The sequence below is a fragment of the Planococcus sp. APC 3906 genome (assembly GCF_030407685.1).
Taxonomy (GTDB): domain Bacteria; phylum Bacillota; class Bacilli; order Bacillales_A; family Planococcaceae; genus Planococcus; species Planococcus koreensis.
Genome location: NZ_JASDCW010000021.1, coordinates 51,874 through 65,684 on the forward strand (window position 1 = coordinate 51,874; position 13,811 = coordinate 65,684).

Here is a 13,811-nt window from a genome sequence, read left to right on the forward strand (position 1 = left end):
CCTCAGTGATTACGAAACTCGATAAAAACGCATCTCGTAAAAAGCGTCATGCTCGTGTACGTTCAAAAATCACGGGTACAGCAACACGCCCGCGTTTAAACGTATTCCGTTCGAATAAATACATCTACGCTCAATTGATCGACGATACTAACGGCGTAACACTTGTAAGTGCATCATCTATGGATAAAGATTTCACAGGCGATTCAACTGGCAACGTGGAAGCAGCAGCTAAAGTCGGCGAAACAATCGCAAAACGTGCTACTGAAAACGGTTTGACATCGATTGTTTTTGACCGCGGTGGTTATTTATATCATGGACGTGTAAAAGCATTGGCAGAAGCTGCACGTGAAAATGGTTTACAATTTTAAAAGAAGGAGGGACACATTTCATGCGTCGTATTGATCCAAACAAACTTGAACTTGAAGAACGCGTAGTTACGATTAACCGCGTAGCGAAAGTTGTAAAAGGTGGACGTCGTTTCCGTTTCTCCGCATTAGTTGTTGTAGGCGACAAAAATGGTAATGTCGGTTTTGGTACTGGTAAAGCACAAGAAGTTCCAGATGCTATCCGTAAAGCTATTGAAGATGCGAAGAAAAACCTTATTGAAGTACCAATGGTTAAAGGTACAACTCCACACTTAGTAATCGGTCGCTTTGGTGCTGGCCAAATTCTTATCAAACCGGCTTCTCCGGGTACTGGTGTTATTGCTGGTGGACCTGTCCGTGCGGTACTTGAACTTGCTGGAGTACAAGACATCTTGTCGAAATCTCTAGGTTCAAACACACCAATCAACATGGTTCGTGCAACTATCAACGGTTTGACTCAACTGAAAAGTGCTGACCAAGTTGCAAAACTTCGCGGCAAAACTACAGAAGAGCTATTAGGATAAGGAGGGAAAATTACATGGCAACTAAACTAGAAATTACCCTCACAAAATCTGTGATCGGCGCTAAGCCATCACAACGTAAAACTGTCCAGTCATTAGGCTTGCGCAAAATGCACCAGACAGTAGCGCACCAAGACAATGCAGCCGTTCGCGGAATGCTTGATAAAGTCGCTCATTTAGTAACTATCAAAGAAGTTTAATCCCTGATTTCTATAGAAGGAGGTGCCAACCACATGAAACTTCATGAATTAAAACCAGCAGAAGGTTCACGCAGTTCAAGAAAGCGTATCGGACGCGGTATCGGTTCAGGTACTGGTAAAACAGCAGGTAAAGGCCATAAAGGTCAAAACGCACGTTCTGGCGGCGGAGTTCGTCCAGGATTCGAGGGTGGTCAAAACCCATTGTTCCGTCGTTTGCCTAAACGTGGATTTACGAACATTAACCGTAAAGACTATGCTATTGTCAACCTTGATGTATTGAACCGTTTCGACGAGGGCACGGAAATTACACCTGCATTGCTTATCGAATCAGGTTATGTCAGCAACGAACGTTCTGGAATCAAGATTCTTGGCAATGGTAGCTTAGAGAAGAAAATGACTGTTAAAGCTCACAAATTCTCTGGAACAGCAAAAGAAGCGATTGAAGCTGCCGGCGGACAAACCGAGGTGCTTTAATGTTTCAGACAATCTCAAATTTTATGCGCGTGACTGATATTCGAAATAAAATTATCTTTACTTTACTAATGCTCATCATTTTCCGTATCGGGACTTTCATTCCGGTACCGAATGTTGACGCAAATGTATTGCAAGCTACTGATCAAGCTGGCTTGATCGGATTCTTAAATACTTTCGGTGGAGGCGCCCTAGCTAATTTCTCGATTTTAGCAATGGGGATCATGCCATACATCACAGCGTCAATCATCGTGCAATTATTGCAGATGGATGTTGTGCCGAAGTTTGCAGAGTGGGCGAAACAAGGTGAAGTCGGAAGACGGAAACTTGCTCAATTCACTCGCTATTTCACAATTGTTCTTGCCTTTATCCAAGCGATTGGTATGTCTTACGGATTCAACCAGATTTATGGTGGATCTTTAATACAGGACGATTCGATTGCAACTTATGCTGTAATCGCAATTGTTTTAACTGGCGGTACTGCATTTCTACTGTGGCTTGGTGAGCAGATTACGGCAAAAGGTGTGGGGAACGGTATTTCGATTATCATCTTCGCTGGGATTGTCGCTGCAATACCTGGAGCTGTCAACCAATTGTACGCACAGCAAATCGAAGGAGCTGGTTCTCAGCTTGCGATTAACATCGCCCTTCTGGTCTTGCTTGCACTAGCAGTTGTTGCTGTTACTGTTTTGGTCATCTACGTTCAGCAAGCGCTGCGTAAAATTCCGATCCAGTATGCAAAACGCGTTGCTGGCCGCGGCCAGACAACAAGTGCACAACAAACGCATTTACCTTTGAAAGTGAACGCGGCCGGAGTTATCCCGGTTATCTTCGCAGTAGCGTTTATCATTACGCCGCAAACCATCGCTTCTTTCTTTGGCGCCAACGCGGTTACGGATGCAATCCAGAATACATTTGACTACACTCGTCCTGTCGGCATGATCATTTATGTCGCTTTGATTGTAGCTTTCACTTATTTCTATGCATTCATTCAGGTTAATCCTGAAAACGTGTCGGACAATCTGAAAAAGCAAGGTGCTTATATTCCGGGAATCCGTCCGGGTAAAAATACGCAAGATTATTTAACAAGCGTGCTGTACCGTTTGACATTCGTCGGAGCGATTTTCCTATCCGTTATCGCAGTAATGCCAATTTTCTTCACCAACCTGATGGGCTTGCCGCAATCGGCGCAAATCGGTGGTACAAGTCTATTGATCGTGGTAGGGGTAGCGCTGGAGACGATGAAACAATTGGAATCTCAGCTTGTTAAACGTCATTATAAAGGCTTTATGAAATAATCAGGGGTTTTAGGGGCGTGTTAAAACGTTCCTTCTCCACTTGTCTGAGGGGGCAAACGTATGAATATCGTATTAATGGGTCTACCTGGTGCCGGAAAAGGCACTCAAGCGGACAGAATTGTTGAGAAGTACGACATCCCTCATATTTCTACAGGTGATATGTTCCGGGCCGCTATCAAAGGCGGAACGAAACTAGGCTTGGAAGCAAAATCGTTCATGGATAAGGGAGCATTAGTTCCCGATGAAGTGACTATCGGTATCGTCCGTGAGCGTCTTAGCGCAGCGGATTGTGAAGAAGGTTTCCTATTGGATGGCTTTCCACGTACAGTCCCACAAGCTGAAGCGCTGGAATCTCTTCTTGCTGATCTTGGCAAAAGAATCGAGCATGTCGTAAACATCCAAGTTGAACAAGACGAACTTGTTAAACGATTAACGGGTCGCCGGATTTGCAAAGTGTGTGGCACAGCTTACCATCTCGTATTTAACCCGCCTCAAAAAGACGGTGTATGCGATAAAGATGGCGGCGAACTATACCAGCGCGAAGACGACAATCCTGAAACCGTCACAAACCGTTTAGAAGTTAACATTAAACAAACTCAGCCGCTTCTTGATTTCTACGAAGACAAAGGCGTGCTGAAAAATATAAATGGACAGCAGGACATTCAAAAGGTATTTGCTGACATTGATGCTCTTCTAAAGGGCGACCGAGGCTAATCTTCGGCGCCGGGCGCAGTTAGTTGCCTCCATGTGGCTTTAAGGAGCGACGGAGATATGAATTTTCGAGAGCTGCAAAAGCAAACAAGGCTTGTTATAGGAAGTCTGATGCAGGGTTCACAAAGTGCAATTCGGCATGGGAAATAGTATAATGGGTTTCGTGGAAGCATCTGTGTAACGGGTTTGGAACTCATCCAAGGCAGTCCGGACGGTCGAGGAAACATGAGTCAGGCTGGATTAACCGGATTACCCCCTCTCCGCAATTTGCGGGCAGTGGAACTCGGAGACTGTCTTTCGAATGTCACTCATGCATTCCTGGTGAATGAATATCGTAGTATTATTCAATCAGCAAATACTGTTTGAAGATGAGAACCTGATTTGTATACAGAAGGGAGACTGGGTCGATGGCGAAAGACGATGTAATTGAAATCGAAGGAACAGTCGTTGAGACTTTGCCTAACGCGATGTTTAAAGTGGAACTGGAGAACGGCCATACGATTCTTGCGCATGTATCAGGCAAGATCCGCATGCATTTCATCCGCATTCTGCCGGGGGATAAAGTAACAGTGGAACTTTCTCCTTACGATTTAACACGCGGTCGTATCACATACCGTTTTAAATAATCTTTTGCACTCCGGACTACTAAGGAGGTTGGGTTAGATGAAAGTGAGACCATCTGTAAAACCGATCTGTGAAAAATGTAAAGTTATTCGCAGAAACGGTAAAGTAATGGTAATCTGTGAAAATCCGAAACACAAACAAAGACAAGGCTAATAAGAAGGAGGTGCATCACACATGGCACGTATTGCTGGTGTTGACATTCCACGCGACAAACGCGTTGTTATTTCATTAACATACATTTTCGGTGTTGGTAAAACTACTGCTCAGAAAGTACTTTCAGGAGCTGGTATCTCTGAAGATACTCGCGTTCGCGATCTTACTGAAGACGAGTTGAACAATATCCGTGAGCAATTGGATCAATTTAAAATTGAAGGTGACCTACGCCGTGAAGTTTCTATGAACATCAAGCGATTGATGGAAATTGCTAGCTTCCGAGGTATCCGCCACCGCCGTGGACTACCTGTTCGCGGACAAAATACGAAGAACAATGCGCGTACGCGTAAAGGTCCTCGTAAAACTGTAGCTAACAAGAAAAAATAATCAGTAAAGGAGGTATCTTCCTAACATGGCACGTAAACAACAAACTCGTAAGCGTCGTGTGAAAAAGAATATCGAATCTGGTATTGCTCACATCCGCTCAACATTTAACAACACAATCGTTACGATTACAGATATGCAAGGAAATGCAGTATCATGGTCAAGCGCTGGTGCTCTAGGATTTAGAGGTTCACGTAAATCTACGCCTTTCGCTGCTCAAATGGCTGCTGAAACTTGTGCTAAAACTTCGATCGAACACGGTCTTAAAACTCTAGAAGTTACAGTTAAAGGTCCTGGTTCAGGTCGTGAGGCTGCTATCCGTGCGCTTCAAGCTGCCGGACTAGAAGTTACAGCTATCAAAGATGTAACTCCAGTACCTCATAACGGTTGCCGTCCGCCAAAACGCCGTCGCGTATAATCGTTAATCTGAATAGGATTTTTGAACATCACGACTTACTGAATGTGTTCCGAATCGTTGCGAAAGTCTGTGACTATCGAATTCTTGATGAAACGAAAATACCGACGTTTTGAAGGAGGGTAAAATGAATGCTCGAAATAGAAAAACCGAAAATTGAAACGGTCGAGATCGACAACACTGCTAAATACGGCAAGTTTGTTGTTGAACCGCTTGAGCGTGGATATGGAACTACTTTAGGAAACTCCTTACGTCGAATCTTACTTTCATCTTTACCAGGCGCTGCTGTTACTTCGATTCAAATTGACGGTGTCTTGCATGAATTCTCCACTGTTGAAGGTGTAGAAGAAGATGTAGCATCAATCATCTTGAATATTAAGAAACTGGCACTGAAAATTTACTCTGACGAAGAAAAAGTCATTGAAATTGATGTAAAAGGTGATGGAACGGTTACGGCTGCAGATATCACACACGACAGTGATGTGGAAATTCTGAATCCGGATCTATATATTGCAACAATCGCTAAAAACGGACACCTGCGTATGCGCATGTATGCGAACAGAGGCCGTGGATACGCTCGTGCAGATCAGAACAAACGTGAAGATCTACCGATCGGCGTTATTCCGATTGACTCTATTTACACTCCAGTATCACGCGTGAACTTCCAAGTGGAAAACACACGTGTGGGCCAGCTCGCTAATTTTGATAAATTATCTCTTGATGTATGGACAGATGGCAGCATTGGTCCTAAAGAGGCAATTGCACTTGGTGCGAAAATTTTTACTGAGCATTTAAATATCTTCGTTGGATTGACTGATGAGGCTCAAACGGCTGAAATCATGGTTGAAAAAGAAGAAGACCAAAAAGAAAAAGTGTTGGAGATGACTATCGAAGAACTTGATCTCTCGGTCCGTTCTTACAACTGTTTAAAACGTGCGGGTATCAACACGGTACACGAACTGGCAAGCAAGTCGGAAGACGACATGATGAAAGTACGCAACCTCGGACGCAAATCACTTGAAGAAGTTAAAGTGAAGTTAGAAGATTTAGGGTTGGGCCTTCGCAAGGAAGACTGACACTTATAATCGGATCCGATATATTTAACAAAGGAGGGAAACTTCAATGAGAAAGCTACAACGTACAAGTTCTCAGCGTAAAGCACTATTACGTGACCTTACAACAGACTTAATCGTTCATGAACGCATTCAAACGACTGAAGCTCGTGCGAAAGAAGTTCGTTCAACTGTAGAAAAAATGATTACGCTTGGCAAAAGTGGAGATCTTCACGCACGCCGTAAAGCTGCAGCATTTATTCGCCGTGAGTTAGTAACTACTGCTGACGCAGAAGGCAACGAAAACACAATCTTTGCTTTGCAAAAATTGTTTGATGACGTTGCACCACGCTACGCAGAACGCCAAGGCGGTTACACTCGCATCATGAAAATGGGGCCTCGTCGCGGAGATGGCGCACCAATGGTAATTATCGAATTAGTTTAATTTGAATCAGCAGGTTCAAGTTAGATCCTCCAGCTGAACTTCAGCCGGAGGGACAATTGATTTACTGGAAGAGGGTTCATGCCCTCTTCTTTTAGCATTATGGTTTATACGACACTCATGAAAAGCTGAGCGTTATGATGAGCGAGTCTTCGGACGGCGTCTTGTCTAGCTCTACGCACCTCATTCAACCCTGGCTTAAGCAACCGGGGCGCCATAGAGACAGAAAAGCGCATTTCTCTGAATGAGGTGCGCGCTTTTTTTTATCCATTTTTAGTTTTACAATTGCTTATGAGACCGAGTAGAGTAGAGGTAGTTTGCAATTTAGGGGAGGCTAGCAGAGATGAATTCGATTATTATGTCATTAGAAAATGTGACATTTACATATGCGCCAGAAGACGAGTCGGTTCGGCCAGCAGTCGCAGACCTTTCTTTCACGATAGAAGAAGGAGAGTGGATTGCGCTGGTCGGACATAACGGCTCAGGCAAATCAACGATCGCCAAGCTGATGAACGGTTTGCTGTTCCCGAATTTCGGTAAAGTGACGGCAATGGGCAAACCGATGTCCGAAGAAACGCTATGGGATATCCGTTCACAGATGGGGATGGTGTTCCAAAACCCCGACAACCAATTTGTCGGTGCGACGGTGCAGGACGATGTGGCTTTCGCTTTGGAAAACAATGGCGTACCGCATGAGGAAATGGTGGTACGTGTAAAGGAATCATTGCGCCAAGTGAAGATGGAAGATTATATGGACCAGGAGCCTCATCATTTATCCGGTGGACAGAAGCAGCGCGTGGCAATTGCCGGCGCATTGGCTTTGCGGCCGCGGCTGCTGATTTTAGATGAAGCGACATCGATGCTTGATCCACAGGGGCGCATGGAAGTGATCGAAACAATCCGTGAGCTGAGAAAAGCGACCGGTTTGACGGTCATCTCCATTACACATGACTTGGAGGAAGCGGCATTGGCGGACCGGCTGATTGTCATGAACCAGGGGCATAAACAATTGGAAGGCAACCCGGAGCAAGTATTCCGTTCGGGAAGCGAATTGATGGAGCTGGGATTGGATTTGCCATTTGCGATGCGCATGACGCATTTATTGCGCAAAGAAGGCCTAGATATTAAAGGCGAGCATATGACAGAAGATAAGTTGGTGGATGAGTTATGGACATCTTACTCCAAGATGTAGGGTACAGCTATGCGAAAGATACGCCATTTGAAAAACGCGCATTGCATCACGTGAATCTGCACATCCCGTCCGGATCCTATACAGCGATCATCGGCCATACCGGTTCCGGAAAGTCGACTGTTCTGCAGCATTTGAACGCGCTGCTGAAACCGACGGAAGGCACCGTGATGATCGGCGAACGGAAAATAGAAGCGGGGACAAAGGCGAAAAATCTGCGTGATATCCGCCGCCAAGTCGGCATTGTCTTCCAATTTCCGGAACAGCAGCTGTTTGACGAGACCGTCTTGAAAGACATCATGTTCGGGCCTTTGAATTACGGTGTGCCGGAAGAAGAAGCAAGCCGGCGCGCACGCGAATTGGTCCAGCAGCTTGGGCTTCCAGAGGATGTGCTGGAAAAGTCGCCGTTCGACCTGTCGGGCGGGCAAATGCGCCGAGTGGCGATAGCGGGCGTCCTCGCGATGGAACCGGACGTATTGGTGCTTGATGAACCGACAGCGGGGCTGGATCCAAGAGGCCGCCGTGAAATCATGGATCTTTTCTACCGGCTCCATGTTGAAAAAGGGCTGACGACGGTACTCGTTACGCATAGCATGGAAGATGCCGCGCGCTACGCCGACCAGATTGCAATCATGCATGGCGGCAAATGTGTGGTGACAGGTGATCCGGTCACTATCTTTTCCAATGAAGAGCAATTGCATGATTACCGGCTTGAACCGCCGCGTTCAGTCCGCCTGCAGCGGCAATTCGAAGAAAAGATGGGCATCAAACTGGACGCCATTTCCCTGACCGAGGAAGCCTTGGCGAAAAACATCGCGCAGGCGCTTCAGAAAGGGCGTGACGCAGAATGATTGAGAAAATGATCTTCGGCCGTTATATCCCCGGCGACTCAATTGTCCACCGGATGGATCCGCGTGCCAAAATCCTCTTCGTGTTTATTTTTATCGCGGTGGTTTTTGTAGCGAATAATGCGTTGACTTACGGCATTTTGTTGGGCTTCACGCTGTTTGTTGTATTTTTGTCGAAAATCCGCCTGTATTTTCTGGTGACAGGATTGAAACCGGTCTTTATTTTATTGATATTCACATTCCTCTTGCATATTTTCTTTACGCGCGAAGGGGATGTGCTGCTGAGCATCGGCTTTATCGAAATTTATGAGGAAGGGCTGCGGCAAGGTATCTTCCTGTCGGTCCGCTTCCTGGTGCTGGTGTTCATCACGAGCATCTTGACGCTGACGACTTCACCGATTTCCATAACTGATGGCATTGAAACTTTGCTTGGGCCGTTCAAGCGCGTGAAGCTTCCGGTGCACGAGCTGGCACTGATGATGTCGATTTCGCTGCGCTTTATCCCGACCTTGATGGATGAGACGGGAAAAATCATGAAGGCGCAGATGGCCAGGGGGTCGGATATCGGCTCTGGACCTGTGAAAGAACGCATCAAAGCGGTTGTGCCTTTACTGATTCCGCTGTTTGTCAGCGCCTTTAAACGGGCGGAAGACTTGGCGACAGCGATGGAAGTGCGCGGCTATCGAGGCGGTGAAGGCCGCACCCGCTACCGCCAGCTCGACTGGGGCTTTAAAGATACATTCAGCATGGCGCTGCTTGTCGGTTTGACAGCTGTTCTTTGGTATTACCGGACATAAGGAGAGAAAGCATGAAACGAATGAAAGCGAAAATCGCCTATGACGGGTCCGGTTTTGCGGGCTACCAGGTCCAGCCGGATTCGCGTACGGTGCAGCAAGAATTGATGAAAGTTTTGAAGACGATCCATAAAGGCGGAATCGTGCAAGTGGTGGCGAGCGGGCGGACGGATGCGAAAGTGCATGCGACCGGCCAAGTCATCCATTTTGATACGCCGCTGTCGATTCCGGACAGCGGCTGGCTGAAGGCGCTCAATGTGCTGCTGCCGGAAGACATCCGGGTGGCGGAGATCCACGAGGCTCCTGAAGGTTTCCACGCGCGCTACCACGCGGCGGGGAAGACCTACCGCTACAAATGGGACCGCAGCCAAGTGATCAGCCCGTTCACCCGTAATTACATGGTGCATATCAAGCAGCGGCCTGACCTTGTGAAAATGCAGCAAGCGGCCGAAGCGTTTATCGGCACCCATGATTTTTCGAGTTTCTGTGCCGTCAATACGGGCGTCGTCGATAAAGTCCGGACGGTGAGGCGCCTGGAATTTGAGGAGCACGGGGAAGAGCTCCACATGGTCATCGAAGGATCCGGCTTCCTTTATAATATGGTGCGCATCATCGCAGGTACCTTGATGGAAGTCGGGCTCGGCAGAAAAAACGTGTCGGAAGTGGCGGACATCATTGCTGCCAAAGAGCGGGGAGCGGCTGGAAAAACAGCTGCGGCCCACGGTTTATACCTTGAAAATGTGGAGTATGATTGCTGAAACAACTTTTCCTGGTGTATTTTGAAAAACCCTTGACTTTCCACCCGATTCGTTATAACATGATGTATGGTATTTTCATTACCCCCACGATATGCCCCGGAAGGTTATTTGTGTTAAGGGATAACGAAAAAACGGAACAACGGACATGTGCCAACGGGACTTGGTGCATGATTAATAACAGAGATGATATTTTAGGAGGACAATATACATGCGTACAACATTCATGGCTAAAGGTCACGAAGTCGAGCGTAAATGGTTGGTTGTCGATGCAGAAGGGCAAACTCTTGGACGTTTAGCTTCTGAAGTCGCTTCAATCTTACGTGGTAAATACAAACCAACATTCACACCAAACGTTGACACTGGTGATCACGTGATCATCATCAACGCTGACAAAATCCACTTGACTGGTAAAAAACTATCAGACAAAATCTACTACCGCCACACACAATACAGCGGTGGTTTGAAACAGCGCACAGCACTTGAAATGCGCACTAAATACCCGACTAAAATGCTTGAATTGGCTATCAAAGGGATGCTTCCAAAAAACTCTCTTGGCCGTCAGACGTTCAGAAAACTTCATGTTTATGCTGGACCAGACCATAACCACCAAGCACAACAACCAGAAGCTTACACGCTTCGCGGATAATCATACGTAAATAAGAGGAGGATACACCTTTGGCACAAGTTCAATATATTGGTACAGGTCGCCGTAAAAACTCTACAGCTCGCGTACGTTTAGTACCTGGCGACGGCACAATTACAATCAACAAACGTGACGTATCGGATTACGTTCCATACGAAACTCTTGAGCAAATCATCAAGCAGCCACTAGTTGCTACTGAAACTCTAGGAAGCTACGACGTCCTAGTAAACGTAAACGGCGGTGGATTCACTGGACAAGCTGGCGCAATCCGCCACGGTATCGCTCGCGCTCTACTTACTGTAGACCCTGCTTTCCGTCCAGCGTTGAAATCTGCTGGGTTGTTAACACGTGACCCACGTATGAAAGAACGTAAAAAACCAGGTCTTAAATCAGCACGTCGCGCACCTCAGTTCTCAAAACGTTAATTTTTCCAAAACCCCTTTTCTCTTCGGAGCAAAGGGGTTTTGTTCTGTCCAGGGAGAAAAGGCAGAATTGATTTAAAATAAAGTCTGCTATGTTATACTTTACGGTGAGCAAAAGTGAGAAGGAGTGTATCCATATGTTGAATGAAGCACAAGTTCGCGAATTACTGGGGACGTTGCAAGACCCGTTTTTACATAGATCGCTGACTGAAACAAACGGCATTACGTCGGTCACGATAAAAGAAGAGAAAAAACACGTCAGCGTGAAGCTGGCTATCGCTAAAACGAACACGCCTGAACAGATGCAGTTGCAGATGAAGGTTGTTGAAATTCTGAAAGAAGCGGGAGCGGGTTCTGTCGGCATCCGTTTTGAAGAACTGCCTCCAGAAGCATTGGCGCAATTCCGCGGCACTGCGAATGAATCAGAAGCACAAGACCTGCTGTCGCCATTGAACAAAGTTGAATTCATTTCGATCGCCAGCGGCAAAGGCGGCGTCGGCAAATCGACAGTATCCGTAAACTTGGCTGTCGCGCTTGCACGCCTTGGCAAAAAAGTGGGCTTGATCGATGCGGATATCTACGGTTTCAGTGTGCCGGATATGATGGGCATCGATAAATCGCCGGTCGTCCGGGGCAACACAATCATTCCGGTAGAACGTTTCGGCGTCAAAGTGATTTCAATGGGCTTTTTTGTCGAAGACAATATGCCAGTCGTATGGCGCGGCCCGATGCTCGGGAAAGTCTTGGATCAATTCTTCCGCGACGTTGAATGGGGCGAATTGGATTATTTGCTGCTGGACTTGCCGCCAGGGACAGGCGACGTAGCGCTGGATATCCACCAGATGCTGCCGGCCTCAAAAGAAATCGTCATTACGACACCGCATCCGACTGCAGCGTTTGTTGCTGCGCGTGCAGGTGCGATGGCCATTCAGACCAATCACGAAGTGCTGGGAGTCATCGAGAACATGTCGTGGTTCGAAAGCAAAGAAACGGGCAAGAGGGAATACCTTTTCGGCAAAGGAGGCGGTCCGAAGCTTGCTGAAGAGCTGCAGGCTCCATTGCTTGGACAGATTCCACTGGGCCAGCCGGATTGGAACGAAGCGGATTTCGCACCGTCTGTTTATACAGCCGACCATCCGACCGGGAAAATTTATGAAGACATCGCAACACAATTGCTAAATCAATTCGCTAAAAAATAATCAATCGAGTCCGGCTGCGCATCGCACAGCCGGGCTTTTCCTATTTATGAACAGAATGCCATCGATTTCATGCTTTGTTCACATCCACGGGTCGGGCTTGATGGATTTTTTGCCGCCAGGTTGGTACAATCTTAAGAGGATTTCATACAATGGAGGCATTAATGTGACAATACGAAATTGGGTTAAATTTTTTATAAATGCTCTTTTTATCGGCGGAGCAATCACCGGGATACTTGGTTTGTTCATCCGCTGGGATGATGTTTTCGCAGAAGCTTTTGCAAATGGCCAATGGGGAGAGATACTCGCAGGCGTTGCTTGGATGGTCGTTGTCGGGATGACGATGAGCATGATCAGCCAGATGGGCTTTTTCGCGTACCTGACGATTCATCAATTCGGCGTCAATATGTTCCGGACGCTGCGTTTATGGAATTGGGTGCAGCTGTTAATCATTGCGATCGTTATTTTTGATTTGATCGTCTTCCGATTTGCACCGAATGCGGATACGGGAAGCCAGCAACTATTATATGGCGTATTGTTGGCGATCTTGCTCGGAGTTTCATTGGTTACCGCATATTTCAAAGCAAAATGGACAACTAAGAACACATTCATTTCAGCTTTGTTCTTTATGATTGTCATCACGACTTTGGAATGGCTTCCAGCTTTGATGGTCAAAGCCGATAACATCGACAGCTGGGTGGCATTGCTGCTGTTCCCTTTCCTGTCGGTGAATGCTTACCAGCTATTGGCGTTGCCGAAGTACAATGCCAAATCGGATATCGACCGCGAGAAGCTTGAGGAGCGGAAGGCTGCACGGAGACTGGCAGCCCAAGCAAGCCCGAAAAAATAAAGATGCAAAAAGCAAAGCCGACCGGATTTCTCTTGCTGAGAGATCCGGTCGGCTTTTTTTGGAGAGGAATAGCAGAAGAGCATTTGCCGAAAAAAATTGATGCAAAAAAACGCGGAATTTTCCGACGCGGATTTCTTTCAGGCTTCTGGCAGCTGGAGCGCTTGAAACAAGAGATGAGGAATGCAGGCGGCGCAAGGGTTTAGGCGCAATTGAAGAAGGAAGTACAAAGAAAGAAGTGCGCAAAGAAAAAGAACTGAAAGAAAAAATCTCAAAGGTGTTGACAGGAGTATAAACATGCTTTAATATAATAAAAGTCGCCAAGCAACAACGAGCTACACAAACACAGATGGCGGCACACAACATGAACCTTGAAAACTGAACAGCAAAACGTCAACGAAAGACGTCACGAGCGCTTCGGCGCGAGAACGGCTTTTGCGAGGGTTGCCTTTGGCAATCGGAGCAAAGCTTTTCAAAT

The 13,811-nt window shown here is 46.7% G+C and carries 20 protein-coding genes; all 20 read left to right on the top strand.

Annotation, left to right across the window (positions count from 1 at the left end):
* Nucleotides 1–5: 5 nt before the first annotated feature.
* Complete coding sequence (rplR, locus tag QMA09_RS12485) at nt 6–368, top strand: 50S ribosomal protein L18 (RefSeq protein WP_135500659.1); 363 nt, start codon at nt 6–8, stop codon at nt 366–368.
* 20 nt (nt 369–388) lie between these two features.
* Nucleotides 389–889 (top strand): 30S ribosomal protein S5, encoded by a 501-nt coding sequence (gene rpsE, locus QMA09_RS12490; protein WP_135500642.1) that lies wholly within the window; start codon nt 389–391, stop codon nt 887–889.
* A 14-nt stretch (nt 890–903) separates the two neighbouring features.
* Nucleotides 904–1,086, top strand: coding sequence for a 50S ribosomal protein L30 (gene rpmD, locus QMA09_RS12495; RefSeq protein WP_135500643.1), 183 nt, complete (start codon nt 904–906; stop codon nt 1,084–1,086).
* A 33-nt stretch (nt 1,087–1,119) separates the two neighbouring features.
* Nucleotides 1,120–1,560, top strand: a complete 441-nt coding sequence (gene rplO, locus QMA09_RS12500) for a 50S ribosomal protein L15 (RefSeq protein WP_135500644.1) — start codon at nt 1,120–1,122, stop codon at nt 1,558–1,560.
* Nucleotides 1,560–2,855 (top strand): preprotein translocase subunit SecY, encoded by a 1,296-nt coding sequence (gene secY / locus QMA09_RS12505; protein ID WP_135500645.1) that lies wholly within the window; start codon nt 1,560–1,562, stop codon nt 2,853–2,855. Before rplO ends, secY begins: the two co-directional genes overlap by 1 nt.
* A 60-nt stretch (nt 2,856–2,915) precedes the next feature.
* Nucleotides 2,916–3,569: an adenylate kinase gene (locus QMA09_RS12510; protein WP_290213328.1), complete on the top strand. Its 654-nt coding sequence runs from the start codon at nt 2,916–2,918 to the stop codon at nt 3,567–3,569.
* Between the two features lie 404 nt (nt 3,570–3,973).
* Nucleotides 3,974–4,192 (top strand): translation initiation factor IF-1, encoded by a 219-nt coding sequence (gene infA / locus QMA09_RS12515; protein ID WP_006828950.1) that lies wholly within the window; start codon nt 3,974–3,976, stop codon nt 4,190–4,192.
* A gap of 37 nt (nt 4,193–4,229) precedes the next feature.
* Entirely contained in the window at nt 4,230–4,343 is a 114-nt protein-coding gene (gene rpmJ, locus QMA09_RS12520; RefSeq protein WP_006828951.1) for a 50S ribosomal protein L36, read from the top strand.
* A gap of 21 nt (nt 4,344–4,364) precedes the next feature.
* Complete coding sequence (gene rpsM, locus QMA09_RS12525; RefSeq protein ID WP_290213329.1) at nt 4,365–4,730, top strand: 30S ribosomal protein S13; 366 nt, start codon at nt 4,365–4,367, stop codon at nt 4,728–4,730.
* Between the two features lie 25 nt (nt 4,731–4,755).
* Complete coding sequence (gene rpsK, locus QMA09_RS12530) at nt 4,756–5,145, top strand: 30S ribosomal protein S11 (RefSeq protein WP_135500648.1); 390 nt, start codon at nt 4,756–4,758, stop codon at nt 5,143–5,145.
* Between the two features lie 128 nt (nt 5,146–5,273).
* A complete protein-coding gene (locus tag QMA09_RS12535; protein ID WP_135500649.1) occupies nt 5,274–6,218 on the top strand; it encodes a DNA-directed RNA polymerase subunit alpha in 945 nt (314 codons plus the stop codon).
* A 46-nt stretch (nt 6,219–6,264) separates the two neighbouring features.
* Nucleotides 6,265–6,639: a 50S ribosomal protein L17 gene (rplQ, locus tag QMA09_RS12540; RefSeq protein WP_290213330.1), complete on the top strand. Its 375-nt coding sequence runs from the start codon at nt 6,265–6,267 to the stop codon at nt 6,637–6,639.
* A gap of 340 nt (nt 6,640–6,979) precedes the next feature.
* Complete coding sequence (locus tag QMA09_RS12545) at nt 6,980–7,828, top strand: energy-coupling factor ABC transporter ATP-binding protein (RefSeq protein ID WP_290213331.1); 849 nt, start codon at nt 6,980–6,982, stop codon at nt 7,826–7,828.
* Nucleotides 7,804–8,676, top strand: coding sequence for an energy-coupling factor ABC transporter ATP-binding protein (locus QMA09_RS12550; RefSeq protein WP_290213332.1), 873 nt, complete (start codon nt 7,804–7,806; stop codon nt 8,674–8,676). The genes QMA09_RS12545 and QMA09_RS12550 overlap by 25 nt, the downstream gene beginning before the upstream one ends.
* Nucleotides 8,673–9,470 carry an energy-coupling factor transporter transmembrane component T family protein gene (locus QMA09_RS12555; protein WP_290213333.1) on the top strand — a complete coding sequence of 266 codons (798 nt, stop codon included), beginning with the start codon at nt 8,673–8,675 and terminating at the stop codon, nt 9,468–9,470. The genes QMA09_RS12550 and QMA09_RS12555 overlap by 4 nt, the downstream gene beginning before the upstream one ends.
* Nucleotides 9,471–9,481: 11 nt before the next feature.
* On the top strand, nt 9,482–10,225 hold the full coding sequence (gene truA / locus QMA09_RS12560) for a tRNA pseudouridine(38-40) synthase TruA (protein ID WP_290213334.1): 744 nt from the start codon (nt 9,482–9,484) through the stop codon (nt 10,223–10,225).
* 208 nt (nt 10,226–10,433) lie between these two features.
* Nucleotides 10,434–10,871, top strand: coding sequence for a 50S ribosomal protein L13 (gene rplM / locus QMA09_RS12565; protein WP_135500655.1), 438 nt, complete (start codon nt 10,434–10,436; stop codon nt 10,869–10,871).
* Between the two features lie 29 nt (nt 10,872–10,900).
* A complete protein-coding gene (rpsI, locus tag QMA09_RS12570; protein WP_135500656.1) occupies nt 10,901–11,293 on the top strand; it encodes a 30S ribosomal protein S9 in 393 nt (130 codons plus the stop codon).
* A 134-nt stretch (nt 11,294–11,427) separates the two neighbouring features.
* Complete coding sequence (locus tag QMA09_RS12575; protein WP_290213335.1) at nt 11,428–12,489, top strand: Mrp/NBP35 family ATP-binding protein; 1,062 nt, start codon at nt 11,428–11,430, stop codon at nt 12,487–12,489.
* A gap of 163 nt (nt 12,490–12,652) precedes the next feature.
* Entirely contained in the window at nt 12,653–13,336 is a 684-nt protein-coding gene (locus QMA09_RS12580; protein WP_290213336.1) for a KinB-signaling pathway activation protein, read from the top strand.
* Nucleotides 13,337–13,811 lie beyond the last annotated feature (475 nt).